Origin of the sequence: Corynebacterium sp. UBA4397, from assembly GCF_002390965.1 — a bacterium.
Taxonomy (GTDB): Bacteria; Actinomycetota; Actinomycetes; order Mycobacteriales; family Mycobacteriaceae; genus Corynebacterium; species Corynebacterium flavescens.
Genome location: NZ_DGRD01000021.1, coordinates 446 through 26,774, shown reverse-complemented (window position 1 = coordinate 26,774; position 26,329 = coordinate 446). Strand labels below are relative to the sequence as shown.

Here is a 26,329-nt window from a genome sequence, read left to right as displayed (position 1 = left end):
CACACTTCCTGCTCCTTAGCCCTCTGTTTCGGACGTTGGGATTAGAGAGAGCACGAAAGACCCTCACGAACTTTGCCGTGAGGGTCTTTCGGTTGTAAAGGCTAGTTATTAGCGCTGCTGGAAGTAGCTCAGGAGGCGGAGGATCTCCGTGTAGAGCCAGACCAAGGTAACGGATAGGCCGAGCGCTACGCCCCAAGCGTTCTTGGCCGGTACACCAGCGCGAATCATGCGGTCAGCTTGATCAAAGTCCGTGAGGAAGCTCATTGCAGCCAGGACAATACACACCAGCGAGAAGATGATTGCCAGCATGCCCCCATCACGCAGCGGGCTCATTCCGGTGAACACGGCGAGGAGCAGGTTGCCCAAGGCCAAGACTGCAACGCCGGCGATGAGGCCGAACATGATCTTGTTGAACTTCGGCGTCACCTTGACCGCGCCAGTCTTATAAACAAACAGCATTCCGAGGAATACGCCGACGGTACCCATCAGCGCCTGGCCGATGAGAGCCATGCCGTTGCTGCCCTGGAACTGCATGTTGGCAAAGACGAAGGAGAAGCCACCAACAAAAAGGCCCTCAAAGACCGAGTACGTAAGGGTAACAGGAGCAGAAGCCCACTTCTTGCCAAAGGTAGCTACCAAGACGGTAATGAAACCGCCCAGAGCGCCGACGAGCGTCAGGCCGAGAGCCGCAGGGGTGCTAACAAACATGCCGATTGCGAAGTTGACCACGGCGAAAGCGATGATGACGGCCAAGGAGATGCCCGTCTTGGTCACAACATCATCGACCGTCATGGGACGCTCATTAAGATGAGGTGGCTGCTCGTAGGAGTTTCCGTAGCCCGAAGGAGCGTATCCCGCTTGGGCTTCAGACTTGGTCAAAGAGTTCATTACCGGGTTGCTAGAGCGCAATGGAATCCCGATTCCTTTCGCAATTGAAGTTTATGAAGATAGCAGTATTAAATTATGCTCAACCCTTTCAACGCTCCTGGCAGACAGTTAGTTCCCACTTGTGGAAACTTTTTGCGTTTACTGTGCACGATCTGGTGTTGACGGGCCTTCGCCAAGCGGGGGACCACCAGGAAACTCCCCTTGCGGAGGAGTGCCGCCGTCAGGTGCGCCGGGACCGCCTTGGCCGCCACCACCCATCGGTGCGCCGGAGGCCTCGGACTTGGTGGTCGGGTCCACCAGAACATCGATTCCTAGAGCGTAGCCACGCGAGGCATCGCCGCTCACGGTGGGTGTTTGCGCCTGCCATCCATCTGAGAACACGGTGTCGGTCGCCAGCGTGATACGCGCGAGGTTATCGCTCGAGCCCACGTAGTCCGCGCCTTCATATACTGGGCTGCACACCTCCTCCGGCACTACGATCTGCGAGGTCAGGACGCTGTTGGTGGAATCGGTGATGTCATTTATCGAGGGAAAGACCTCGAAGTGGATATGCGGCCAGCGCCCCGTGTAGCAACCGGGGACAATGCTATCGAAGCTGACTTGTCCGTTGGAGTCGGTGATCTGCACGCCACGCAGCCAGGTCTGCTCGGTGACCCCGTCCGAGTACATGGAATACTCGCCCTTGCCATTGCAATGCCAGACGTAGACTGCGGCCCCGACCAGCGGGGAGTTATCGCTGGAAATATCAATGAGGTTCATCGTCAGGGTCATAGGTGTTCCGGTGGCACTCCCGTTACCGTCGATCGATTGGGTGAGATCGCGGCGCTCAATGCCAGAGGCTTCCAACACATCCGGGCCATTGGATCCATCGCCCGGGTAGGGGCCGGCGGTCTCCGTGTTGAGTTCCACGAGGTCTTCTGCCGCTTCCACGCTTGACGAAGTCGTGCTTTGCGAAGCCGCCGTCTCCGTCTTGGAGGCAGGAGCACAGGCAGCCAGGGCCAGCGAGCCGGCACCGACCCCCAATACACCGAGAATGCGGCGGCGAGAAAGAACGGTTCGGACGTCGAAACTGAGTCCTTGGTCGTCGATGTCTTCGGAAGGGCGGGCGAGCGGTCGGCCCTCGAAAAGGGTATTTGATGTGCTCATAGAAATAAAGCTAAAGGGAAGTTCTGAAAAACTTCTCCGCTAAACCCATAAGCAAACAAGGGATTTGCTGGACAAACACCGGAAAATCGCCCGTAGCTTCCTCTGCCCCGGACGAGCCAGTGCTGAGACTGCGTTTCACAAGAGTCTCCCCAGCGATGTCTGGTTCCGTGACATACTTGCGCCATCACAAGCCCGAATATCGAAGCATCTCGATTGCAACGCAGCACGCCCAGGACGCCAGAAAGCATCACCCCTAAGAAAGACCCCGACGCGCCACCGCCAAGACTTCCGGAACGCCCCGATTGGCCTCCACGTGGATCGCAAAAGTCTCGAGACATCAAATAGGAACAATGTCTCGAGACTTCACAAAGTGCCCCCACTGGGACTCGAACCCAGACTGAATTGATTTTAAGTCAACTGCCTCTGCCGATTGGGCTATGGGGGCCAAAAGGGCGACTTCGATTCTATGCGATGATGAAGGCCGCCCATAAATCGGGTGGGCTTAGGTCAGTTCCTCAGCCAGACCGGCGATGATTCCGTCGAGGATGTCCTTCTCACTAATGAAGAAAGAGCGCGCCGAGGAGTTACGTTCAATCATGTCGATGATGCCTTCAACCGCTACTGCCCCGCCGCCGATGACATCGGCGCGGCCGGGGTGGATGACTGGGTTGAGTGCGCGAACATCGGAGGGAACCTTGAGTATCTGCTTCGCCAGCACCCGCAGCGCGGCGAAGCGAAGCTCGGAGCCGTGGATAGCGTCGGCGTCGTAGCGCTCGAGACCTTGAGCTAGGGCGGAGAGGGTGGTGAAGGTGCCCGCACATCCGACGAAGGTCTTGGCCTTGTCGATAGGCACGATCTTCTCGACTTCGGCGGTGCGCTCAGCCACGTACTCGGAAGCGATCTCAATCTCAGCGGGAGTGGGCGGGTCCGAGCGCATGATCCGCTCGGTAAGGCGAACACAGCCCAGCTGGGCCGAATGTGAACCCATAATCTCCCCGTCGATGGTTCCGACGATAAACTCCGTGGATCCACCTCCTAGGTCAATGACGCAAAAGGGCCCGCGCTCAGCCGAGAGATCCGCCACGGCACCGGTGAAGGACAACATGGCTTCTTCCTCGCCCGAAATCACTTCCGCCTGAGCTCCCGGTTGAATCTCCCCGAGCAACTCCGCGGTCATGTTGAAGAACTCCTGATGGTTCTTCACATCTCGAGTGGCGGAGGTGGCCACCATGCGCACACGCTCGACGTTCTCGAACTTCATCTGCTGGACGAAGCCGCTCAGCGCCACACGCGTGCGCTCGAGAGCCGCGGGGTCGAACTCCCCTGTGGCGTCGACACCTTGGCCAAGACGCACAATTTCCATGACACGCAGGATGTCACGAACTTTGCCATCCGGCTGCGCCTCGGAGATGAGGAGGCGGATGGAGTTGGTCCCGCAGTCGACGGCTGCCACTCGAGTCATAAGTTCTAGTATTCCTTTCTCACGGGCCGCGCTGGCTACCGCGAAACCTTCTTATTCGGCGTTAGAGAAATCGAACTGTTGAAGATCAATGCCCAGCTCCTCCAACGTGGGCCAGTCCTGCGGGATGGCCGTCCCACGCAGCTTACCGTGGTCCGCGGCGAAGGCGACCGCCTCCGTGCCGAGGCGAAAGTGCTGGGGGCCTTCAGCCAGTGCGTAGGCGATGAGAACGTGGAGACACTTGACGCGATCAGGCATTCCCCCACCGGAGAAGGTGGTGCCGAGGTCCTCGATCTCGTTGCGCTTAGCCAAGAAGTGCTCATGGGCGGCTAGGTAGTCCGCCGCCAGAGCCTCGTCTTGGGCTAGGCGGCCCTCCATCCACTTCATGACATGGGCGACTTCGAGGCGTGAGGCCTCCGCGGTCAGACGTGGGTCAGTGAGGTAGTACAGCGTGGGAAAAGGCGTCCCATCCGGCAGCTTCGGCGCCGTCTTAATAACCGCGGGTTGTCCATCCGGGGTACGGAAAGCAATGTCGAGGACGCCGCGCGGCTCACGGCCCAGCTGCTTGCTGACTATGGATAGGTCTGCATCGTTGACAGTCATAGGCACCATTGTCTCACGCGCCCACGCTCGGAGAGCCTTTTGGCAGGTTGCGGCCTAGCCTGCGGTGTTCGCACCCTCGTTGACGGCGGCACCGACCCCGCTGTCAGGAACGTCCGATTCTTCGGCAGGAGCGACATTATCCTCGGTGGGCAGTTGGCCAGGATCCACATCTGAGTTCATCTTCTCCGCATCCTTCGGTGGCTCGGCCACAGAATCCCAGAGCACCTCGTACCAGGAACGGTCATCGCTTTCTGCACTACGGTCCGTGGTAACGGTATGCCCTGGGGTCATCTGCGGATCCATGATCCGGTAGGCGGTCTCACCTTGGGCCACAACACCAAAGCGCCGACGTGCTTCCTGTTCCACATACTCATCGGAGCGGTAGCGATCAATCTCGGTGAGGAGGTAGTCCTTCTCGGCTTGCTTGGCTGCGATTGACTCATTGAGGCGGGCGATTTCAGAGCGCCCATGGTAGTAGTTACGCAAAGGCACAGCGATAGTCAGCAAGACGACGACCACTATTGAGATGATGATTCCCACGCCAACGATAGTCATCTTGGCTGCCTGGGGCTGCACTGCACGACGGGCAGAAGAGGTGTGCTCTTTCGCGGTGCGGGAGACTACCGGAACCGTAGTCCGGCGCTTTTTCTCGCTGTCTGTCTTGCGTGCCATGGGTTCCCATAGTAGCCGCCACCTAGGCCCGTGGGGCGAAGCGGCGCGAGAGGAGCAGGATAAAACTTTCTGAGACGCTCTAAGCAGCTAAAACAACGAATGCCGGCCTTCAACCCCTCCTGCAAGAGGGATCCAAGTCCGGCAGCGTTGAACGGTTGAGCCGTTGAGCTGTCTTGCTCTCTAGCTAATTAGCCGTTGAAGCGCGGGAAAGCGGAACGACCCGCATATACAGCCGCATCACCGAGCTCCTGCTCAATGCGCAGCAACTGGTTGTACTTGGCCACGCGCTCAGAGCGAGCAGGCGCACCAGTCTTGATCTGGCCACAGTTGAGGGCAACTGCGAGGTCAGCAATGAAGGTATCAGCGGTCTCACCGGAACGGTGGGACATCATGGTGTGGTAGCCGGCACGGTGTGCCATCTCCACGGCGTCGAAGGTCTCAGTCAGGGTGCCGATCTGGTTGACCTTGACCAGTAGTGCGTTTGCGGCCTTCTTCTCAATGCCCTCTGCCAAACGGGCGGGGTTGGTGACGAAGAAGTCATCGCCGACGATCTGCACCTTGTCACCGATGGCTGCGGTCAGCTTGGTGTAGCCCTCCCAGTCATCTTCCTGCAAGGGATCCTCGATGGAGACGATCGGGAACTCGGTCAGGAGCTCCTCGTAGACGTGTGCCATCTCTTCAGCGGTGTGCTCGCCGCCCTCGAAGTGGTACTTGCCGTCCTTGTAGAACTCGGAAGAAGCAACGTCGAGGGCCAGTCCGACGTCCTTGCCCGGCTCGTAGCCGGCCTTCTCGATGGCCTCCGTGATGAGCTCGAGTGCTGCCTTGGTGGACTCGGCCTCGGGGGCGAAGCCGCCCTCATCACCCAGACCGGTGGACAGGCCCTTGCCCTTGATGACGGACTTGAGGGCGTGGTAGATTTCCGCGCCCATGCGCAGTGCCTCGGAGAAGGTCTCAGCGCCGATAGGAGCAATCATGAACTCCTGGACGTCAACGCCGGAGTCTGCGTGAGCGCCACCGTTGACGATGTTCATCATCGGCACCGGAAGCACGTGGGCATTCGGGCCACCGAGGTAGCGGTAGAGGGGAAGACCGGCCGACTCGGCGGCGGCCTTAGCGGTAGCGATGGACACGCCAAGAATGGCGTTGGCACCGAGGCGAGACTTGTTCTCCGTGCCATCTAGCGCGATGAGTGCCTCGTCCAAGAGACGCTGGTCATCCGCCTCGAAGCCGGCGATCTTGTCCGCGATTTCTTCGTTGATGTTCTGGACGGCCTGCAGCACGCCCTTACCGAGGTAGCGGTCACCTCCGTCACGCAGCTCGTGGGCCTCGTGGACGCCGGTGGAGGCGCCGGAAGGGACGCCGGCCTCGCCGTGCGCTCCGTCATCTAGGAAGACCTCTGCCTCTACGGTCGGGTTGCCGCGGGAATCAAGAATTTCGCGTCCGAAAACGTGGATGATGTCAGCCATGCTGTTTCTACTCCTATTGAGCCGATTCTAGTTCGTGGATGTGTTGAGGAAAGCCCTCAAGCACCCTTAACTAATTGTTCCAGAAAACCCGATTCCGTGACGCCGACTGGAGAGAAATCTAGGAGGTTGCGCGCTGCGGGATGGAATAGGAGTTGGCCGCGGATTGAACCTTTCGCAGGTAGTCGAGGGATTGGTTATAGTTTAGGACGCCAGCTTTCCAGCCTTCTTCGATGGAGAGATCGCGGTCACCAAAGCACAAAAGCGCCGCCGCACCTAACGCTGCGTCGTCGATTTGGTTGGGATCGGCAACGCCATCACCATTGCCGTCCGCGCCTACTTGCTCCCAGGATTGAGGTAAAAACTGCAGCGGGCCTACCGCGCGATCATGCTCGGAGTCGCCGTCGATGGTGCCATTGTCTGTATCGGGGATCTTCGCGGTGTTATTGGTACCGTCCAAAGCGATTCCGACAATCGGAGGATCCGGGTATCCGTTTTCATCCAGCTTCGACGGCTTGAACCAGTTTCCGTTGTACGTACCGTGGCGAGTTTCCACATAGGCCAGACCGGCAATAGTATTCCAGCGAATGTGGCAATTGGGAAAACGCTCGCGGGCAACAAGCTCCGCGTTGCCATAAGCGCGCAGGGCTTGGGGCTCAATCTCCGTCTGTGCCGAAAGATCTTCGGCCCAAAAAGTCAGCTTGTCTGCGGTACGGCCGCCAGAGTTTACGTCTATGGCGGGAACTTCTGCACCAGGTTCCGGCGGCATGGATTGTGGGACGGGAGCCAGCTCATCGAAAGCGGTGGGCTTGCCCAAAAATGAGAGCACCCATCCCACGAGCGAGATGATGACGATCACCACTAGAACGACACCGATACCGCATCCCCCAATTCTGCGCAGTCTTCGTGTCATGAGGAAGAAGTTTACCCAAGGATTGACTCAAGTCCCCTATCCGCAGTCCCCGTCCCAGCAACTGCGCAGAGTACTCCCAGATCGGCAGCAGGACTGCCGCTACCGAGCACCAGTTATGTCACACCATTTAACTTGAGCCACATAAGGTGCTTTCTGTCGCTATACTCCTGTGCTTAAGCTGTCATTTATCAGCCGCTCTCACTATCTCATCCGCTATTACTAGCTACTAAGTAAAGGAATCTCATGTATCTTCGCCGCTTTGGCGCAGCACTCATCGCCGCCGCCGCACTAACTGGTATCGCCGCCCCAGCCGCTTCAGCACAGCCTGCCGCTAATGCCGCTGCACTCAACTCGGTCATCGTAGACGGCATCAAGAAGACCGATTGTAGGACTCTGGGGTTCGTGCTCAACGAGCTCAATAAGCGCACCGGGGGCAAGGTACTAACGGAGTCCACCACTCGCACGCAGCTGATCAAAAACCTGCGCGGTCTCACCCCGGAAGAGCGCAAGAATATCTACGTCAATCTTGTCAGCGCCCAATACGCGCACGTCACGGCGGATCGCGCGCTCGAGTGTGGCCTCGTCAAGCCGGACCCGACCATCCCCGGATTTGATTCCCCGCTCTCCGCACAAGCATCGTCCCAGCTTGCCGATCTGGCCCTCCTCGCCGATATCCTCAAGTAGAACGAGACTCGCCAAGCACGTAGCTAGCTGGCTAGCTAGCTACGCTTCGCGCTCTTTGCCTTTGGCCCACAGCGCCTCCTGTTCTTCTTGGGGTACTAGCTGCGCGGTTCCGTCAAAAAGATAAGGGGCGCGGGAGCGGAGTTTGGTGATGAAAGAGGAGGCGACGTCGTCAAGCGCGAAAGCGCCGCGGCGGCTGGCAATCTCCGCGTGGAAGAGGACCTGGAGGAATACGTCCCCCAGCTCTTTGCAGAGTTCTTCGTCGCCAGAGCCCTGCTCAATGGCATCGATGAACTCCTCTGACTCCTCCCGCAGATAAGGAATCAACGTGGCGTGGGTCTGGGATTGCTCCCACTCCCCCAGCTGGCAGGCCTGCGCCATCACCTGCTGCGCCAAGAAGATCGGATCCTTGCGCGACGGAGCTTCGAAAACCTGCTCTCCGGCTGCAATACGCTCTTTAACGTCTGCGTCCTGGGCCTGCGTGCTCACCAAGACCCCACGGCCTGTGGCATCCTCCCCGTTGAGGTACTCGCCAAAGTTCCATCGAACAGAGACTGGCACCTCGGCGCTGAAATGGGCCGGCCCATAAAGCTTTCCGATGGCCTCCATCGGAATCATCGTGGGCCACCGCTCATCTAACAACAGGACAGTCATGGGCTAGGAGTATAGGCGTATTGGCCCCGCAGCGTCGCGCACGGGGTATTTTATTCTAATGACCTCCAGCACCTCTCCGCTCGGAAAGAAGTCCCACACCGTCAATATGTGGACACTTGTGGCTCTCATTATCGGCTCCACCGTCGGCGCCGGAATCTTCTCCATCCCCCAAAACATCGCGTCCGTCGCCGGGCCCGGCGCCATGCTCATAGGTTGGCTCATCGCCGGCATGGGCATGTTGTCGGTGACCTTCGTCTTTCAGATCTTGGCTCACCGCAAGCCCCACCTGGAATCCGGGGTGTATTCCTACGTGCGCGCAGGACTCGGTGACTTCATCGGCTTCGCCGCGGGTTGGGGCTACTGGCTCGGCTCGGTCGTGGCCCAGGTGGGCTATGCCACGTTATTCTTCAACACTGTCGGCTTCTATCTGCCCATCTTTGATAGCGATCACCGCTGGACCTCAGCCATTGCGGTCTCCGTCTTGTCTTGGGGCATCTTTGCGCTCTTGACCCGCGGGATTAAACAAGCTGCGTTCATGAATATGGTCACGGCGGTGGCCAAGATCCTGCCCATCCTCGCCTTCATTGTCCTAGTCGCATTCTTGGGCTTTAGTTGGGACAAGTTCAGCTTCGATTTCTGGGGAACGAGCACAGACACGTCGGTTTTTAAGCAGATCCAGGGAATTATGCTCTTTACCGTCTGGGTCTTCATCGGTGTGGAAGGCGCTTCGGTCTATTCCAAGCAGGCCCGCACCCGCTCCGATGTCAGTCGCGCGACGATCATCGGCTTCTTCTCCGTGCTGGTGCTTTTGGTATCCGTGTCCACGCTATCCTTCGGCGTACTCAGCCAAGAAGACCTCGCCGCCTTGCCCGATAATTCGATGGCATCGGTGCTCACCGCCGCCGTTGGCCCGTGGGGCGGCGCGCTCATCTCCATCGGACTGTGCCTATCAGTACTGGGCGCCTATGTTTCCTGGCAAACCTTGTGCGCCGAGCCCATCGTCATGATGGCTTTCGACGGCCTGCTGCCTCAGCGGATCGGCACCATAAACAAGGCGGGTTCTCCATGGGCCGCACAGTTGGTATCGACCTGCGTGATTCAGTTCTTCATCATCGTGTTCTTCCTCAACGAGACCTCATACAACGCCATGGTCCAGCTCGCGACCATCATGTACCTCTTGCCCTATATCTTTTCCTCGTTGTATCTCTTGTTGCTCACCGTGCGCGGCCAAGGTCTCAACCGGACGCGTAAGGGCGCTGCTTTCGATCTTTCCGGGCCCGAGGTGAGCACTCGCCAAAACCGCAAGCACTTAGTGGTTGCCACCGTGGCTTTTGTCTATTCTCTCTGGCTTATCTACGCCGCCGACCCAGTTTATGTTCTCTTGGGCGCCTTGGCGGTTGTTCCCGGTCTTATCCCCTATGTAGGAACCCGGATATACAAGAAGGAGCGCATCTTCAACGCCTTCGAATGGTGCGTCGTCACCATCATCTCTGTGGGCGCGGTAGCGGCCGTGTGGGGTTTGCTCAACGGCCAGATCTCTTTCTAGCTCTCCTACATACCCCACAAGGCTCAGCACACCTAGTAGCGGATGACGCGACGCCCGTCGATGGCGCCATCGACGAGGCCCTGGATGATCTCGTTGGCGTCGCCAAGCTTTACTTCTTTAACCGTAGGGTTGATCTTGCCACGCGCATAGAAGTCGAGGGCCTCCTCTAGGTCCTGACGCGTGCCGACGAGGGAACCGCGGATGGTCAGTCCGTTTAGCACGATATCGAAGATGGAGGCGGGGAACTCCCCTGCGGGAAGGCCATTGAAAACAATGGTCCCTGCCTTGCGCGCCATCCCTACTGCCTGGCCAAAGGCGTCGGGATGCACCGCCGTGACGATCACTGCGTGCGCACCACCCGAGGTATACTCGGCGACTGCCTCCGCCGGATCCTCACTACGGGCATTGACCGTGAACTCTGCGCCATGCCGCTTGGCCAGGTTGAGCTTGTCATCCGCGATGTCGACCGCGATGACCCTCATCCCCATGGCCACCGCATATTGCACCGCTAGGTGGCCTAGGCCGCCGATGCCAGAGATAACGACGAACTGGCCTGGGCTGGCCCCAGAAACCTTCAAAGCCTTGTACACGGTCACGCCGGCGCACAGAATGGGCGCCACCTCCACTGGATCGGAGCCCTCGGGAATGCGGGCGCAGTAGCGCGTATCAACGAGCATGTACTCCCCGAAGGACCCATCGACGGTGTAGCCGCCGAACTCGGCCTCATTGCAGAAGGTCTCGCGGCCGGTGCGACAAACCTCTCGACCTCGCGGATGTCGAGAGGTTTGTCGAATTCATCGATGACTGCTGCGGTGAAGTGCTGGTTCATAATCTCTGAGACTCCTTGAGCCCTTAAGGCCATGTTGGATGGAAAGCATGTCGCTTCCCCACGCTAAGGACACAGACAGTTTCGGGCAGGAGCCCTCCCCCGGCTGTTAATTCTGCGAACTTTGACGCAGCCTCAAAGATCACGGCATCTTCTTCCCTACATCGCACCACATGGGGCATATCACATTCTAATACTAAAAGTGACATTCATCTCATTAAGTTCTGCAAAGTCTGGGGTCTTACCCCCCCCACTCCGGATACAGAGCGCTTATTGGCTGACGGAGACTACCTCCGCCCCTGCCTGCGGTGCGGCTCCTCCCATGACGTCGAGCTTGTCTAGATCAAACATTCTCGCCAAGAAATCACTCATCCACTGCAGAAGCTCAACATCCCGCAGCTTGGGGCTGGTGACGTTTCGACCGGCCTTGGGGAAGGAAAGCTGGATTGCCTGCGCCGCGGGACGATACGTCGATCCCGGGTAAAGGCGTTTGAGGCGAACCTGCTTGGAATCAGGCAAGACTACCGGATGCACCTTGATGCGAGTGCCCTGCACAGTAATGTCCGAAACCCCGGCCCGGCGCGCCTGATGGCGGAGCCGTGCTACAGCGAGCAGGCGCGTGACTTCCCGCGGGATGGGACCGTAGCGGTCCTCCATTTCCTCCACAGCCACGCGCAGATCCTGATTGTTCTTGGAGGCGGCGAGCTTGCGGTAGACCTCTAGGCGCAGGCGCTCAGAGTTGATGTACTTCTCCGGGATATGCGCATCAACCGGAAGATCGATGCGAATCTCCTTCGGCCCATCATCCGTGGCCTTGGGGATCTCCCCCTTCGCGAGCGCTTTGAAGGTATCTACCGCCTCACCGACCAAACGGACATAAAGGTCGAATCCGACGCCGGCGATATGCCCGGATTGCTGCGCGCCAAGCACGTTTCCGGCACCACGCATCTCCAGGTCTTTCATGGCCACGGCCATACCGGCACCGAGATCGTTGTTCTGGGCAATGGTTGCTAGGCGGTCATAGGAAGTCTCCGTCAGCGTGGCACCCTTCGGATAAAGGAAGTAGGCATAACCGCGCTGCCGGGATCGCCCGACGCGCCCGCGTAGCTGGTGGAGCTGGCTGAGCCCCATGTGGTGGGCATTTTCCACGATGAGTGTGTTGGCATTGGGAATATCCAGGCCCGTCTCCACGATGGTGGTACACACCAGCACGTCATACTCCCGGTCCCAGAACCCCTGCACTGTTTGCTCGAGCAATTCCTCGTTCATCTGCCCATGAGCGACCACGATGCGGGCCTCGGGAACCAAGTCACGCAGCTCGCGCGCCTTCTTCTCAATGTCAGCCACCTTGTTGTGGATGAAGAAGGTCTGTCCATCACGCAACAGCTCGCGGCGAATGGCGGCGACAACCTGCTTGTCCTCATAGGCACCGACGTAGGTCAACACGGGGTGCCTATCCTCCGGCGGGGTAAGAATGGTCGACATCTCACGGATCCCGGCCATAGACATCTCCAGGGTGCGCGGGATCGGAGTGGCGGACATGGTCAAGACATCGACGGAGGCCTTCAAGGCCTTGATGTGTTCCTTGTGCTCCACGCCAAAGCGCTGCTCCTCGTCGACGACGACGAGCCCCAGGTTCTTCCAGTGCACGCCAGTCTGGAGCAGCCGGTGGGTACCAATAACGATGTCAACGGTGCCATCCGCGAGAGCCTTGAGCGTTTCCTTCGTTTCTTTGGGCGAGGTAAAGCGCGAGAGCACCCTGATTTCGATGGGGAATCCGGACATGCGCTCGACAAAAGTCTCATGGTGCTGCTGGGCAAGCAGAGTCGTGGGCACGAGAACCGCGACCTGCATCCCATCCTGCACCGCCTTGAATGCCGCTCGCACGGCTACCTCGGTCTTGCCATAACCGACGTCGCCCACAATGACGCGGTCCATGGGCACCGTGGATTCCATATCGTGCTTGACCGACTCAATGGCAGACATCTGGTCTTCGGTCTCGACGTAGGGGAAGTTATCCTCCATCTCCGCCTGCCAGGGCGTGTCCGGGGCGAATTGATGCCCGGGCGCGGACTGCCGCTTGGCGTAGAGCTCCACGAGTTCGCCGGCGATTTCTCGCACAGCGGCGCGTGCTTTCTTCTTGGTATTCTTCCAATCCGAGCCGCCCATCTTGGACAGAGTCGGCGACTCTCCGCCTGAGTACTTGCTCAGCAAATCGAGGGAATCCATGGGCACCCACAGCTGATCTGCCGGCTGCCCACGCTTGGCTGGCGCGTACTCGAGGACGATGTATTCGCGCCGCGAGGTCTCATCACCGGACTGAATCGTACGCTCGGCCATCTTGAGAAAACGACCGATACCGTGCGTCTCATGCACGACATAATCGCCCTGCTTCAGCGCCAGCGGGTCAACGCGGTTGCGGCGCTTGGCCGGACGACGCTTGGCCCCGGCAATATCGCCGACGCGGTTGCCGGTGAGATCAGTCTCCGTGATGACAACCAGCGGCAGCGCCTGCGCATCCTTGAGCTTGCGCACCTTGGGGAATACGAGTCCGGCATGGCTCAACGCCTGGTAGAGGGTGACCTCGCCCGCGCTAGGCTCCCAGCCCGGCGTGGCTACCTTGGTGCGAATGCCTTTCTCGGCAAAACGCTCGACCATGCGCTTGATTGCGCCTTGCGCAGGCGCAATAAACGCGGCTCTCCCTCCAGCGTTGGTGTGTGCCAAAAGCTCGGACATCATAGTCTCGATGGCTGCGATGTCACCGCGCGGGGCTGGGCCCGCCTCAAATTCGAGGGGAAGGGTCTGCGATTCATCGGCCACGAGCATGCCTGGCGGGGAGAAAGTCCACAACGGCATGCCGTGCTTTTCCACGGTGACCTCTAGCGATTCAAAGGAACGGTAGCTTCCCGCACTCGTGTCGAGGCCCTCGGTAGCCAGCGGTCCATCCGCGCCCATGGCCGCGGCCTCCCAACCGGCGGCAAGGAACTCGGAATCGGTCGACTCCAGATCCGCAACCCGGGTATGGATCCGCTCCGGCGCTATGAGCAGCACGTGGGTGTCCCCCGGCATGAACTCGGGCAACGAAACCATCTCCGAGGTGCTGAGGGCCGGCAGCAGCGCCTCCATTCCCTCGGAGGGGATGTACTCCCCCACTTTGCTTAAAAGCTCGACCAAGGCCGGGTTTCCGGGAAACTCCACCGCCAGCTGGGCTGCGCGCGCGGCTACTTCTTGGGTAATGGGAAGCTCGCGAGCCGGATAGACGTCTACATGCCCGACCTGTATTTCGGGGATGGTGCGCTGGTCCGCGACAGAGAATTGACGGATGTCACTGATTTCATCGCCCCAAAACTCCACGCGAACCGGGTAGTCCAGCGTGGTGGGGAAAATGTCAACGATGCCGCCACGGGTGGCGTATTCGCCGCGCTTGGCCACCATGTCCACGTGCTTATAGGCACGAAACTGCAGCTCGGATACCACGTGGTCGAATTGGTATTCCTCGCCCTCTACGAGCTTGAGTGGCGCTCGCCCTTCGACCTCGCGCAGAATCGGCTGCGCAAAACCACGGGCGGCGGTGACCACAACGGAGAGCTCGTCCAGGTGGTCGAGCACCCGTGCGCGCTTGCCGACGATGTCTGCACCAGGGCTCAACCTCTCGTGCGGGAGGGTTTCCCACGCGGGAAAGAAGGCCACCTTGTCCCCCACCATCGCACGCAATTCCGCAGTGAGGTCTTCGGCCTCACGCCCGGTTGCTGTCACCACTAGCAGGCGAGTGCGATGAGCCAGTGCGCCGATGGCCCACGACCGCGCTTGGTCGATACCTGTGATGGCGAGGTTCTTGGCGCCCACCTGTGCGAGCAGCCCCTTGAGCTTCGGATCAGTGGCGCAGACTTTGAGCAGTCCCCCCAGCATTGGAGTAGTACTCATTAGCGCTTTCCTCCGAGCTTGGGCTTTGCTTCCATTCCAGACAATCCATTCCAACTGAGATTTACGATGTGGGCGGCCACGACTTCCTTATCCGGCGTGCGCTCATCGAGCCACCACTGGGCGGTCATGGCCACCATGCCCACGAGCGCTTGGGCATAAAGGGGCGCCAGTTCCGAATCGAGCCCGCGGCGCACGAAGGCTTCTCCCAAGAAGTGCGAAGCCTGGTTGACCGCGGTGTTAAGCAGCGTGGAGAAGCTGCGCTGATCGCCCGGCTTTGAATCTCGGACAAGGATAAGGAAACCATCTGTGTCTTCCTCAACATAGGTCAGCAAAGCCACGACCGCGTTTTCGATGCGTTCGCGCCACGTTCCGCTTTCGAGGGCCCGAGTAATGAGCTCCTCTAGGGCGAGGAGCTCACGGTCGATAACGACTGCGTAGAGGCCCTCTTTGCCGCCGAAGTGCTCATAGACCACGGGTTTGGACACACCCGCGCGTGCGGCCATCTCCTCCACGCTGGTGCCGCTAAATCCCAACTCCGCGAATGCGGAACGCCCAATTGCAATGAGCTGCTCACGACGTTCGCGGCCCGTCATCCTCTGTCGAACCATGGGTTCTAGCCTATCGCGAAACCGCGACACCACTAACCAAGCCCCTCTTTCCCCAACACTGCGGGCTCGGGTACCCTAATCTGGCTGCAGGATTTGCGCTCGCTTTGGCCAATAGCGTTATATAGTCCAGGAATCCTTTCCCCATGGTGTAATCGGCAACACTACGGTTTTTGGTACCGTCATTCTAGGTTCGAGTCCTGGTGGGGAAGCAATTAATCCCCGTCTCCACATGCAGTTTGCTGGAGGCGGGGATTTTCTCAACCCAATTCACGTGCGCCGCACTCACGCATACTCATGTCACGCTGGCGTGTTGACGGTAAATAGTGACCAGTTTTTGAAGTTTTTGGCCACTGCGCGCAGTGAACGCGCCACACCACCAGAGACCCCAAAGTTCGGAGGATCCAGTCCTGAGGTGAGTATTGCTCACCCCAGTTCGAATAGACGTTCCCTGAATTGGTTTGGATGTCCGCCGTGGCTGTTTCAATGACGTTTATCCGCTCACTAGGGGCGGCGCAGGATTAGCAACTACCGGCTTATATTTGGTGGCTGCTTTCCTAGAAGTTTCTCTATCTCCTCCCTTGGAAGGTTGTCCCAATGTCAAACCCGTATCAGTCCCCGATTCAGAATCAGTCCCCTGTAGCGACACAGCCGCAGCAGAACCCCGCGGCGCAGCAGTTCGCAGCCCAATCCAATGGCGGGATCAAGCCCAAGAAGCCGATCTGGAAGAAGTGGTGGTTCTGGATCATCGCGGTCGTAGCAGTATTCGCCATTTTCAGCTCCATGGGTGAAAAGAGCGAAGGCTCCACCTCGAGCTCGGCACCGACTACCAGCCAGGCCCTGCAGGCGAATAATGAAGCACAGGAAGAAGCCGGAGCGGGCTCACCTGAGGAAGATGGCAATGCGCAACCAGCTCCGGCAGCCCCCGCAGCAGACGTACCGCGCGAATATAAGTCAGCGCACAAGAAAGCCGGCACGTATTCCAAGATGATGCACATGTCCCAGCAGGGCATCTACGACCAGCTCACCAGCGAGTACGGCGAGGGATTTAGCCCTGACGCAGCCCAGTACGCTATTGACAATCTCGACGCGGACTACAACGCCGCTGCGCTGGAAAAGGCGAAGTCTTATCAAGACAACATGTCGATGTCTCCCTCAGCCATCTACGACCAGCTCACCAGCGAGTACGGCGAGAAGTTCACCGCAGAGCAGGCTCAGCACGCCGTGGATAACCTTCCCCAGTAAAGCGCAGAAAACCTCAGTCCCAGCCTCGACCGCAGTCTCAGTGTTAGCTTTCAGCTAGGCATAAGGACTGCGCGAGGTGTCTACCACGCCCATCGCATGCTGCGAGTGGGCGTCTTTGTTCTCAAAGACCAAGGCTCCCGGTTCCACCCGGACATCTGCCTTGTCTCCCTTGTTTACTATGACGAACTGTCCCATCATTCCCTCGTCTTCGTGCAGCAGCATGTGGCAGTGATACATGTAGGCGATGGTGGGGTCGGGAAAGTGTCCAAACTCGACCACAAGATCCGCGCTGGCATTAGGAGGAAGATTGATAAGGTCTTTCCACCCAGCGTGGGCGACCTCAACATCGGTTCCGGAGAAGGATAGGACCTTGAAACGGGCATTGTGGATGTGGAAGTTATGCGGCCAATCAGAGTTTTCATTGGTGACAGTCCACACCTCCGGCTCATCATGATCAATGGTGAGGTCAACGCGCGACATATCCATGGATTCGCCATTGATCATGAAGGTGTTGAGAACGAAGTCACGGTGCGTCAGCCCCTCCGTTGCAGGAGTCTCGGCCGCGGCCGGATCCAGTACCTCGGGTACCGGCGGTGCCTCCTGAGCTTCAGCGCTCGGGCCGACCAGTCGCAGGATGTCGAACTTATCCTTAAAGCCGAAGTCGACCGAGTATTCGTCCTCGGGAATGCCGAAGTTATCGCGCCGTGGGAGAGACTCTAGGGTTATCTCTTTCTCGGGCTCGACATCCACCAGAACTTCGACTCGCTCGCCAGGGCCGAGCAAAATCTCATCGGTTTCTATGGGGGCTTCGAGAAGCCCGGAATCCGTGGCGATAACCTGCATCGACTTCTTATTGGAAAGAGCGAGGGTATAAAAACGCATCGACGCCCCGTTGAGCAGGCGCAGACGCACCCGCCGAGTCTGGGCTTGGAAGGAAGCGTTGGTTATACCGTTGACAACGGGGGTTGTCCCCAGCAGACCCAGCGTGGAATCGGAGGAGTGATCCAGCTGGCCGTCCTCGCTGAACTTCGCGTCCATGATCACCAGCGGAATGTCATCGACGCCATACTCGTGGGGGATGTCAAGCGCTTCAGTGACCTCGTCATCAATGAGGAACATTCCCGCCAGACCGCGATAGGCATGTGCCGCAGTAGCGAGGTGGGGGTGCGGGTGGTACCACAACGTGGCCGCTGGCTGCTCCACCGTCCAGCTGGGAGTCCAGGTATCCCCCGGCTCGATGGGTGAATGAGGGCCGCCATCGGAAAAAGCGGGAAGCTTCATGCCGTGCCAATGTACGGTGGTCATCTCGATGAGGCTGTTGTGCACCTCGACGCGGACCTTTTCTCCGCGGCGCGCATGCAAGGTAGGTCCGAGGAAGGCTCCGTTAAAACCCCACGTGCGGGTGCCAGTTACCCCGGGCAGAATCTCCGAATGGCCGTCCTGGGCGTCGAGCTTAAATACCCGGGAGTCTCCCTCCACTTCCGACTCGAGGAGCGGCGGAATAGGAAGCGGGCGAGGCTCACCCTCGTATCCTGCGGGTTCCTCCTGGTCGTGCGTGGATGAGCATGCCGCTACGGTAGGTCCCAGCGTTGCCCCGACGGTCAAGAGTAACGCGCCTTTGAAGAAGGTGCGCCTTTGCATCCGAAATCCAGTCATGACTACCGAGTCTAGAGTCTCTCGCCGCTGACAGGTGCACGAGTTCTCAAAGGTGGTCCCTTCTCACATAAGCTGAAAGTCCTCATGACTTCTTCTCAATCTCAAGCGCCCGCAGCGCGGCGCTTTGCTTGGTCAAATGGCCTGCAGAACATTGCTGACGAGCTCGTTTCAGCCAAGACCATCCTGCCCTGGATCTTTGATGCCGCTGGCGTACCCCACGTCTTTACCGCCCTGCTGGTTCCTATCCGTGAATCCGGCTCCATGCTGCCTCAAGCAGCCTTGACGCCTTGGGTCAGCATCCACGCCGCCCGCAAGCGCTTGTGGCTGGTGGGCTCGGTGGGCCAGGGTCTGTGCGCCCTAGGGCTGGCAGCCGCAGCCCTGCTCACGAAGTCCTGGTTTCTCGGGGTACTCAGCATCGTGGTGCTTGGTTTTCTCTCGATTTTTAGAGCCTTGTGCTCTATCACCGGCAAGGACGTGCAGGGCAGGACAATCTCCAAAGGAAGTCGCGGCCTGGTGACCGGTCGCGCCGCTCAGATAGGCGGGGCCGGCACACTCATCACGGGAGTTACCCTGGCACTGTTTAGCCCAGTGCCCAATTGGGCACTGGCCGTGGTGCTGGGCTGCGGGGCCATATTCTGGCTGTTGGCCGCCGAGATTTTCCGGGGGATCAGAGAACCTGTACCAGATACTGATACTCCTGAGCGGGGCATCGACAAGCACTGGCTCACAGATACCTGGCGGCTCTACAGCCAAGAAGCCGACTTCCGCGCCTTCGTCAACGTGCGCGCGCTGATGCTCATTACCGCGCTATCTACCTCCTTTATCGTGGCCCTGGCTAGCTCCTCCGGTCACAGCGCTCTCAGTGGCCTGGCCGGATTCGTGCTTGCCTCCGGTATGGCCAGCCTCATCGGCGGCAGGATCTCCGGTATCTGGTCAGACCGTTCCTCGAAAGACGTGATGTCGGCGGGAGCATTAGCCGCTTCCCTGACTTTGTTGGGCGTCATTGCCTGCGCTGCGTGGGCGCCCGCCGCCGTCAACGCCTGGGCGCTTCCGCTGGGTTTCTTTCTGGTCAACCTTGCCCACACCTTCATCCGTGTCGCGCGCAAAACCTATGTTGTGGACATGGCCAGCGGCGACCGACGCACCCAATACGTGGGTGCAGCTAACACGATGATGGGCCTCATTCTGTTGGTTCTGGGGGTAATTTCTGCTGCTGTCGCCCTCGCGGGTCCGATAGCGACTCTGCTCTTCTTTTCCTGTGTAGGCCTATTTGGCTCCTATCGCGCGCGGGCGCTGAAGGATGTATCAGCCCCCGTTTAGGACGAGGGGCGTTAAGATGTGGAAAGCAAACTCAGACTCGAGACCCCCAGGAGTTCCCATTCCAGTGGTAGCAACACAACCTTGCGCCATCGTCGTCCTCGCGGCCGGCGCCGGCACCCGCATGAAGTCCAAGACGCCCAAGACCTTGCATAGCATCGGCGGGCGCCCCCTCGTGGGCCACGCTCTGCATGCGGCAGACGGTCTAGATCCTGTCCACATCGTCGCCGTTGTAGGGCACCAGCGTGAGCTGGTTTCCCCCGCCATCGATGCGATTTCGGCGGAACTCACCCACGAGGTCATCCAGGCCGTCCAGCCCGAGCAACAGGGCACGGGTGACGCGGTGGCCTGCGGCATCGCCGCCATCCCGGAATTTAAGGGAACCGTCATCGTCACCAATGCTGATGTGCCATTGCTTCGCCCCCAGACCCTGCAGGACTTGGCCGCATCTCACGTCGAAGCGGGAAACGCCGTGACAGTATTGTCCATGCACCAAGAGGACCCGACCGGGTATGGACGCATTATCCGCACTGCGGATGGCCAGGTCGAGGCGATTGTCGAGCACAAGGATGCCAGCCCGCAGCAGCTCCTCGTCGACGAGGTTAACTCGGGCGTTTTTGCCTTCGATGCCGCGGTACTGCGCCACGCGCTGAAGGAATTGAATTCCGATAACGCCCAGTGTGAGCTCTATATCACCGATGTGTTGGAGATCGCGCGCAAAGAGGGGCACAAAGTGGGCGCCTACACTGCTAAGGATCCAGCCGAGCTGGCAGGAGTCAACGACAGAGCTCAACTCGCTAGCGCAGGGCGCGAGCTCAACCGGCGCGTGGTGCATTCCGCGATGCTCGCCGGCGCCACCATCATCGATCCGGAGAGCACCTGGATTGATGTGACTGTCACCATCGCCTCCGATGTCACTATTTATCCTGGCACTCAATTGCTAGGTACCACCTCTATTGCTGAGGACGCCGAGGTCGGCCCGGATTCCACACTGACAAACATGCAGGTTGGTTCCGGAGCCAAAGTTGTGCGCACACACGGTTTTGACTCCGTCATCGGCACCAATGCCAACGTTGGACCTTTCACCTATATTCGCCCGCACACGCTGCTTGGGGAGGGAGCCAAGCTTGGCGGCTTCGTTGAGTCAAAGAACGCTCAGATCGGCCGCGGCTCCAAGGTTCCGCACCTGACCTACATTGGGGATGCCACGGTGGGCGAGGAATCCAACATCGGCGCCTCCTCCGTCTTTGTCAATTATGACGGGGTTAATAAGCATCACACTAATATCGGCAGCCACGTGCGTACCGGTTCTGACACAATGTTTATCGCTCCGGTCAACGTCGGTGATGGCGCGTATTCCGGGGCGGGTACAGTAATCAAAGACGATGTTCCCGCGGGAGCACTCGTGGTCTCCGGTGGAAAGCAGCGCAACATCGAGGGCTGGGTACAAAAGAAGCGTCCGGGCACTCCGGCGGCCGAGGCCGCTGCCCGCGAACAGGAAAACAAAGAGTAAGGGGCACATTCTCCCATGACTGGCAAGGTAACTGGCAGCAGCAAGAATATGAAGCTATTTTCCGGGCGTGCACACCCGAAATTGGCTCAGGCTGTAGCCAAGGAGCTCAAGACTGAATTGGTTCCCACCACCGCTCGTGACTTCGCCAACGGCGAAATCTTCATCCGCTTCGAGGAGTCGGTGCGTGGCGCCGACTGCTTCGTCATGCAGTCGCACACGCAGCCATTGAATAAGTGGCTGATGGAGCAGCTCATCATGATCGATGCGCTCAAGCGTGGTTCCGCCAAGCGCATTACCGCGATTTTGCCCTTCTATCCTTATGCCCGCCAGGATAAGAAGCACCGCGGCCGTGAGCCCATCTCCGCCCGCCTCGTTGCGGACCTCCTCTTGGCTGCTGGAGCCGATCGCATTGTTTCCGTCGATCTGCACACCGACCAGATCCAGGGCTTTTTCGATGGCCCAGTCGATCACATGCACGCCATGCCGATCCTGGTTGACTACATCAAGAACCACTACCCCATCCACAACCTCGCTGTCGTCTCCCCTGACGCCGGCCGCGTGAAGGTCGCGGAGAAGTGGGCACACGAGCTCGGCGGCGCGCCGCTGGCCTTCGTCCACAAGTCACGTTCCACCGAGGTAGCAAACCAGACCGTGTCTAACCGCGTCGTGGGCGAGGTAGAGGGCAAGGATTGCATCTTGCTCGATGACATGATTGATACCGGCGGAACCATCGCCGGCGCTGTCCGCGTCCTACGTGAGGCCGGTGCCAAGTCCGTCGTCATTGCTTGTACCCACGGCGTCTTCTCCGATCCGGCACGCGAGCGCTTGAGCGAGTGCGGCGCTAAGGAGATCATCACCACCGATACGCTGCCGCAGTCCACTGAGGGTTGGTCCAACCTGACGGTTCTCTCCATTGCGCCACTGCTGGCCCGTACCATCCACGAAATCTTCGAGAATGGTTCCGTGACCACGCTTTTCGAAACCGAGTAGCCAGCGCACCGCTGCACCAAATGAGGAAGTTACAGGCATTTTGGTTTCCTTATCTGGCGCATGCTACGCTATGGGGCGTCTCGGCGAGGGCAACCTGTGTATTATCAGCAGGAAACCGTTATCGACGCGATTATAGTTTGAGCACTGTGCTATCTAGCCTGCGATGACTCGTCCAAGACGTCCATCGGCAGGCTTTCGTCGTTTTTCTACCTCGTCGGCCGCCGCATCCCCGTAAAAGACTTTATTCAAGGAGAGTGCCTCATGGCAGAGCGCGAAATTATCAAGGCAGAAGTACGTAACGAGTTTGGCAAGGGCTTTGCCCGCCGCCTGCGCCAGCAAAAGCGCGTCCCCGGCGTGATCTACGGCAACAAGCAGGATCCTATGCACTTTTCCGTTGCCCTCCTCGAAATCCAGTCCCTCGTCCGTAACCACGGCGTCAACGCTGTTCTCGAGCTCGAGCTCGAGGGCGAGCAGCACCTGGCCATGGTCAAGCACGTTGACCAGAACGTCCTGACCTTCGACATCGACCACATCGACCTGCTGGCTATTAAGCGCGGCGAAAAGGTTGAGGTTGAGGTTCCCGTCACCATCGAGGGCGAGCCGGAGCCGGGCACCATGTACCTGCAGGACGCCAGCGAGATCCTGGTTGAGTCTGACGTACTGAGCATTCCAGAAGAGATTGTTCTGTCCATCGAGGGCCTTGGAGAGGGCACCGTAATCACCGCCGGCGAGCTGGTTATGCCGGAGGGCACCACCCTCGTTGCAGACCCCGAGACCGCCATCGTCTCCATCAACCTGCCTGAGGTTGATGAGGAGCTCGAGGAGGCCGCTGAGGCTGCTGAGGAAGGCGGCGCCGAGGCTGGTGCTGAGTCCTCCGCGGACGCAGCGGCCGAGGGCGAGGAGTAAAACTCTCCCCGCACTTCCTGTGCACACAGCACCCTTATTCTCCCTGACTCTATTGTCTGGGGCGAATAAGGGTGCTTCGCTGTTTTTGGCTTAAGCGCTAGCACCTCACCTAAGAGCCCCAAGCGTATTTCTATGTGTCACAATGAGAAACCGTGAACACCACCCCCCTGCTTATCGTGGGCCTTGGCAACCCCGGCCCCAAGTACGAGAACACTCGGCACAACATCGGTTTCCGCGTGCTGGAGGAACTAGCCGGCGAGTATAGCGCGCGCTTTTCCGTACACAAGAAAAGCAATACTGAGGTCGCTGAGGCACGCGAAGGCAACTCCAAGCTCATCTTGGCCAAGCCGCGCAGCTTCATGAACCTCAGCGGCGGCCCCGTTAAATCGCTGGCACAATACTTCGATGTGCCACCGGCGCGTATCGTGGTGGTCCACGACGAGCTGGAACTCGATTTTGCAGCCTTGCGTTTGCGTCTCGGCGGCGGGGACCACGGCCACAACGGGCTGCGCTCTTGCACATCCTCGCTGGGCACCAAGGAGTATCAGCGCTTGTCCATCGGCATTGGGCGTCCACCCGGGCGAATGGACCCAGCGGCTTTCGTGCTCAAACCGTGGAGCAAACGCGAGTCTGCAGAGATTCCGATTATCTGCGCCGATGCCGTAGACCTGCTGCGTGAGAACCTGGGATAGTCGTAGACTATCCCTCATGAAATTAGCCACCCTGCGCACTGCTTATGGAACAACCGCTATCCGCATCGATGCTCCGCGCGTCGGTGTGGAACTTGACTTCGATGATGTCGGAGCACTGCTGCGCAGCGAGGACTGGCGTAAATCAGCGCACATCTCGGGCGAGCCCCTCGTCTTCGACCCCGCAGATCTTGATGCGGTAGTGCCCACTCCAGGCAAGATCATCTGCGTTGGGCTCAACTATGCCAAGCATATTCGCGAGATGGGCCGCGATTTTCCTGAGTTCCCCACCCTGTTCATCAAGTTCCCGGAGGCCCTCACCGGCCCCTATGACGATATTTTCATTCCTGACTACGCCACTTCGCAGCTGGACTACGAGGGCGAACTGGCCGTAGTAATTGGGCAACGTGCTCATCAGGTCACTCGCGCCGATGCACTCGAGTATGTGGCCGGCTATGCCATCATGAATGATTACACGTTGCGGGATTTTCAGCGCCGTACCTCGCAATTCCATGCAGGCAAGTCCTTCTACAAGACTGCGGGATTCGGCCCCTGGCTTACAACGGCGGACGAGTGGTCACCCGGTTCCCATGCCAAGCTGACGACGACCGTTGACGGTCAGGTACGCCAAAGCGACGATACTGACGATCTCATCTTCTCCGTGGCCGAGCTCATCGAATTCTGCTCCCATATCTATCCGCTTAACCCCGGAGACGTGATCGTCACCGGTACCCCCGAAGGAGTGGGCTTTGCGCGTGACCCGCAGGCCTTCATCCACGACGGCCAGAGTGTCGACATCGACATCGAGGGATTGGGGCATATTTCTAATACAACGCACTTCGGCGCTGCCCCTGAAACCTGTGGCGAGGATTGCTCCTGCCACAGCTAAGGGTGTGGCAAAGTAACTGCCTGGGCGCGGGCAGGGGTGAGAAGATGGGGGTGCCGGTTTCTGCGGGAACGAAGAAATTATGGCTCAATGGTTGCTATCCCAAAAGCACTTTTCCTCGACGACTTCATGGAGGTAAACGAAATGAAGTACAACCGTGTCCTCGCCGGAACCTGCACCGTAGCTTTCGCCACCGTACTCGCAGCCTGTGGGTCCAATTCCGCCTCACAGCCAGAAAGCCCCACGGGAGATACTGTCACTGTCACAGAGAGCCCGCGGGAAGAATCCCCAGCTCCGGACGCAGCCGGGGCTGAAATCTCCGCGGATGAGGCATTCGCCATTGCCTTCGCCGACTCTGGCGTGGCCGCGGATGCCGCGCGTGATCGCGAGGCGGAGCTGGACACCGATGATGGGCGCAGAATCTGGGAACTTGAGTTCAGCGCCAATGGAATGGACTACGACTACGATATCGATGCTGTGAGCAAGGAGATTGTCCACGTCGACAACGACCGCGACAACCATTAGCCGCAGCGCCGCTCGCTCTCTTCGCCGCAACTGTTGGTGGTGTGCTTCGTAGATCTCAGCTCTATCCGCACATGGCGGGAGTCCAAGCTACTAGGATCGATAGAATGAGTAAACAGAAATCTAAGTCGACATCAGCAGCGACGAAGCCCGCCAAGTTGGATAAAGAGGCCTATGAGAAGGAACTCGTACGCCTTCAGGCCGAGCTCGTCGAAATGCAGCAGTGGGTCGTGGAAACCGGGGCCCGCGTGGTGGTCATCATGGAGGGCCGTGACGCCGCCGGTAAGGGTTCCGCCATCAAGCGCATCACCCAGTACCTCAACCCGCGTACCTGCCGCATTGAGGCACTTCCTGCCCCGAACTCCCGTGAGCAGGGACAGTGGTACTTCCAACGCTACGTCGAAAAGCTGCCCACCAAAGGCGAGATCGTCATCTTTGACCGCTCCTGGTACAACCGCGCCGGCGTCGAGCGCGTGATGGGTTTTTGCACCGACCAAGAATACGTGCAATTTCTCCACCAAGCCCCTGTCTTCGAGCGCATGCTTGCTGAGGACGGAATCATGCTGCGCAAATACTGGTTCTCTGTCTCGGATGAGGAGCAGATTGCTCGTTTCAAGTCACGCCGCAACGATCCGCTGCGTCGTTGGAAGCTCTCCCCCATGGACTTGCAGTCCATCACCCGCTGGGAGGACTACTCGCGCGCGAAGGATGAGATGTTCATTCATACCGATACCCCGAGCGCACCGTGGTACACCGTCGAGTCCGAGGACAAGAAGCGCTCTCGTATCAACGTGATTTCTCATCTGCTCTCCACCATCCCCTATGAGAAGATTCAGCGTAAACTGCCCGAAATCCCCGCGCGCCCAGCCTCCGAAAAGCCTTATGAGCGCCCGCCGCGCGATGAGTTCCGCTACGTGCCGGATGTCGCCTCCGGACTGGAGAAATCCAAGGTGAAAGAGGCAAAGAAAGAGAAGAAGAACAAAGAAGAAAAGTAAAGAGTTGAAGTAGAGCCTGATGAAAATCAGACCTCTCGGCGCTAGGATTCCCCCAGAACTAGCGCCAACAAAGTAGCTCTTCCGGTTGTAGAGTGCATTGGTTTTGTTGGTCAGCACCGAGCCCGATCCTTCAGGATAGGTCGGATGGCTTTGCTATTGCACTGCCAAGTTCTGGCTAGGTGGCGTGCCTGTGGATAACCGCCCCGGGCTTGGTGGGTTATCCACAGTTT

The 26,329-nt window shown here is 59.0% G+C and carries 22 protein-coding genes, 1 tRNA gene and 1 pseudogene; 11 read left to right on the top strand and 13 right to left on the bottom strand.

The features are described 5' to 3' along the window. Window positions 1-108: 108 nt before the first annotated feature. From B2696_RS04960 to B2696_RS04925, 8 genes are all read right to left on the bottom strand, one after another. Window positions 109-909 (bottom strand): Bax inhibitor-1/YccA family protein, encoded by an 801-nt coding sequence (locus tag B2696_RS04960; protein WP_075729514.1) that lies wholly within the window; start codon window positions 907-909, stop codon window positions 109-111. Between the two features lie 117 nt (window positions 910-1,026). Further along, complete coding sequence (locus B2696_RS04955) at window positions 1,027-2,034, bottom strand: 3,4-dioxygenase subunit beta (RefSeq protein WP_286954269.1); 1,008 nt, start codon at window positions 2,032-2,034, stop codon at window positions 1,027-1,029. Between the two features lie 371 nt (window positions 2,035-2,405). After that, window positions 2,406-2,479, bottom strand: a tRNA-Leu gene (locus B2696_RS04950). Window positions 2,480-2,536: 57 nt separating this feature from the next. Beyond that, window positions 2,537-3,496, bottom strand: a complete 960-nt coding sequence (locus B2696_RS04945) for a Ppx/GppA phosphatase family protein (RefSeq protein ID WP_075729513.1) — start codon at window positions 3,494-3,496, stop codon at window positions 2,537-2,539. 51 nt (window positions 3,497-3,547) lie between these two features. Next, window positions 3,548-4,096, bottom strand: a complete 549-nt coding sequence (locus B2696_RS04940) for a DUF501 domain-containing protein (protein WP_075729512.1) — start codon at window positions 4,094-4,096, stop codon at window positions 3,548-3,550. A 54-nt stretch (window positions 4,097-4,150) separates the two neighbouring features. Further along, window positions 4,151-4,768 (bottom strand): septum formation initiator family protein, encoded by a 618-nt coding sequence (locus B2696_RS04935; RefSeq protein WP_286954268.1) that lies wholly within the window; start codon window positions 4,766-4,768, stop codon window positions 4,151-4,153. 188 nt (window positions 4,769-4,956) lie between these two features. Beyond that, on the bottom strand, window positions 4,957-6,234 hold the full coding sequence (gene eno / locus B2696_RS04930) for a phosphopyruvate hydratase (RefSeq protein ID WP_286954267.1): 1,278 nt from the start codon (window positions 6,232-6,234) through the stop codon (window positions 4,957-4,959). Between the two features lie 118 nt (window positions 6,235-6,352). Next, complete coding sequence (locus B2696_RS04925) at window positions 6,353-7,144, bottom strand: hypothetical protein (RefSeq protein WP_276622470.1); 792 nt, start codon at window positions 7,142-7,144, stop codon at window positions 6,353-6,355. Window positions 7,145-7,387: 243 nt separating this feature from the next. Between B2696_RS04925 and B2696_RS04920 the strand changes: the two genes are divergently transcribed. Continuing rightward, window positions 7,388-7,828 carry a hypothetical protein gene (locus B2696_RS04920; protein WP_286954266.1) on the top strand — a complete coding sequence of 147 codons (441 nt, stop codon included), beginning with the start codon at window positions 7,388-7,390 and terminating at the stop codon, window positions 7,826-7,828. A 39-nt stretch (window positions 7,829-7,867) separates the two neighbouring features. Here B2696_RS04920 and B2696_RS04915 read toward each other — a convergent pair whose 3' ends face one another. Then, a complete protein-coding gene (locus tag B2696_RS04915; protein ID WP_075729507.1) occupies window positions 7,868-8,479 on the bottom strand; it encodes a MazG nucleotide pyrophosphohydrolase domain-containing protein in 612 nt (203 codons plus the stop codon). A gap of 58 nt (window positions 8,480-8,537) precedes the next feature. On the opposite strand from B2696_RS04915, the gene B2696_RS04910 reads away from it, so the two are divergent. Further along, window positions 8,538-10,025 carry an amino acid permease gene (locus B2696_RS04910; RefSeq protein ID WP_075729506.1) on the top strand — a complete coding sequence of 496 codons (1,488 nt, stop codon included), beginning with the start codon at window positions 8,538-8,540 and terminating at the stop codon, window positions 10,023-10,025. 32 nt (window positions 10,026-10,057) lie between these two features. Here B2696_RS04910 and B2696_RS04905 read toward each other — a convergent pair. The 3 genes and pseudogenes from B2696_RS04905 to B2696_RS04895 all read right to left on the bottom strand — a co-directional run. Next, window positions 10,058-10,786: pseudogene (locus B2696_RS04905) on the bottom strand (zinc-dependent alcohol dehydrogenase); the annotation flags it as partial. Between the two features lie 335 nt (window positions 10,787-11,121). Next, window positions 11,122-14,760 (bottom strand): transcription-repair coupling factor, encoded by a 3,639-nt coding sequence (gene mfd / locus B2696_RS04900; protein WP_286954270.1) that lies wholly within the window; start codon window positions 14,758-14,760, stop codon window positions 11,122-11,124. A 14-nt stretch (window positions 14,761-14,774) separates the two neighbouring features. Then, a complete protein-coding gene (locus tag B2696_RS04895; RefSeq protein WP_075729504.1) occupies window positions 14,775-15,383 on the bottom strand; it encodes a TetR/AcrR family transcriptional regulator in 609 nt (202 codons plus the stop codon). Between the two features lie 594 nt (window positions 15,384-15,977). Between B2696_RS04895 and B2696_RS04890 the strand changes: the two genes are divergently transcribed. Further along, window positions 15,978-16,625, top strand: a complete 648-nt coding sequence (locus tag B2696_RS04890; RefSeq protein ID WP_286954264.1) for an Ltp family lipoprotein — start codon at window positions 15,978-15,980, stop codon at window positions 16,623-16,625. Window positions 16,626-16,679: 54 nt separating this feature from the next. Here B2696_RS04890 and B2696_RS04885 read toward each other — a convergent pair whose 3' ends face one another. After that, window positions 16,680-18,281 (bottom strand): multicopper oxidase family protein, encoded by a 1,602-nt coding sequence (locus tag B2696_RS04885; protein WP_286954263.1) that lies wholly within the window; start codon window positions 18,279-18,281, stop codon window positions 16,680-16,682. 84 nt (window positions 18,282-18,365) lie between these two features. Here B2696_RS04885 and B2696_RS04880 point away from each other — a divergent pair, with 84 nt between their 5' ends. The 8 genes from B2696_RS04880 to ppk2 all read left to right on the top strand — a co-directional run bounded on the left by B2696_RS04880 (window position 18,366) and on the right by ppk2 (window position 26,099). Continuing rightward, the gene (locus B2696_RS04880) at window positions 18,366-19,601 is read left to right on the top strand and encodes an MFS transporter (RefSeq protein ID WP_286954262.1); all 1,236 of its coding nucleotides are present in this window, start codon (window positions 18,366-18,368) and stop codon (window positions 19,599-19,601) included. A gap of 16 nt (window positions 19,602-19,617) precedes the next feature. Continuing rightward, window positions 19,618-21,111: a bifunctional UDP-N-acetylglucosamine diphosphorylase/glucosamine-1-phosphate N-acetyltransferase GlmU gene (gene glmU / locus B2696_RS04875; RefSeq protein WP_376778884.1), complete on the top strand. Its 1,494-nt coding sequence runs from the start codon at window positions 19,618-19,620 to the stop codon at window positions 21,109-21,111. Window positions 21,112-21,126: 15 nt separating this feature from the next. Beyond that, a complete protein-coding gene (locus B2696_RS04870) occupies window positions 21,127-22,101 on the top strand; it encodes a ribose-phosphate diphosphokinase (RefSeq protein WP_286954260.1) in 975 nt (324 codons plus the stop codon). A 261-nt stretch (window positions 22,102-22,362) separates the two neighbouring features. Then, complete coding sequence (locus B2696_RS04865; protein ID WP_286954259.1) at window positions 22,363-23,007, top strand: 50S ribosomal protein L25/general stress protein Ctc; 645 nt, start codon at window positions 22,363-22,365, stop codon at window positions 23,005-23,007. A 152-nt stretch (window positions 23,008-23,159) separates the two neighbouring features. Beyond that, window positions 23,160-23,699 (top strand): aminoacyl-tRNA hydrolase, encoded by a 540-nt coding sequence (pth, locus tag B2696_RS04860; RefSeq protein ID WP_075729498.1) that lies wholly within the window; start codon window positions 23,160-23,162, stop codon window positions 23,697-23,699. A 16-nt stretch (window positions 23,700-23,715) separates the two neighbouring features. Beyond that, window positions 23,716-24,585, top strand: a complete 870-nt coding sequence (locus B2696_RS04855; RefSeq protein WP_075729497.1) for a fumarylacetoacetate hydrolase family protein — start codon at window positions 23,716-23,718, stop codon at window positions 24,583-24,585. An 87-nt stretch (window positions 24,586-24,672) separates the two neighbouring features. After that, entirely contained in the window at window positions 24,673-25,107 is a 435-nt protein-coding gene (locus B2696_RS04850; protein ID WP_075729496.1) for a PepSY domain-containing protein, read from the top strand. Between the two features lie 104 nt (window positions 25,108-25,211). Then, on the top strand, window positions 25,212-26,099 hold the full coding sequence (gene ppk2 / locus B2696_RS04845; protein WP_286954257.1) for a polyphosphate kinase 2: 888 nt from the start codon (window positions 25,212-25,214) through the stop codon (window positions 26,097-26,099). The last annotated feature ends 230 nt before the right edge of the window (window positions 26,100-26,329 follow it).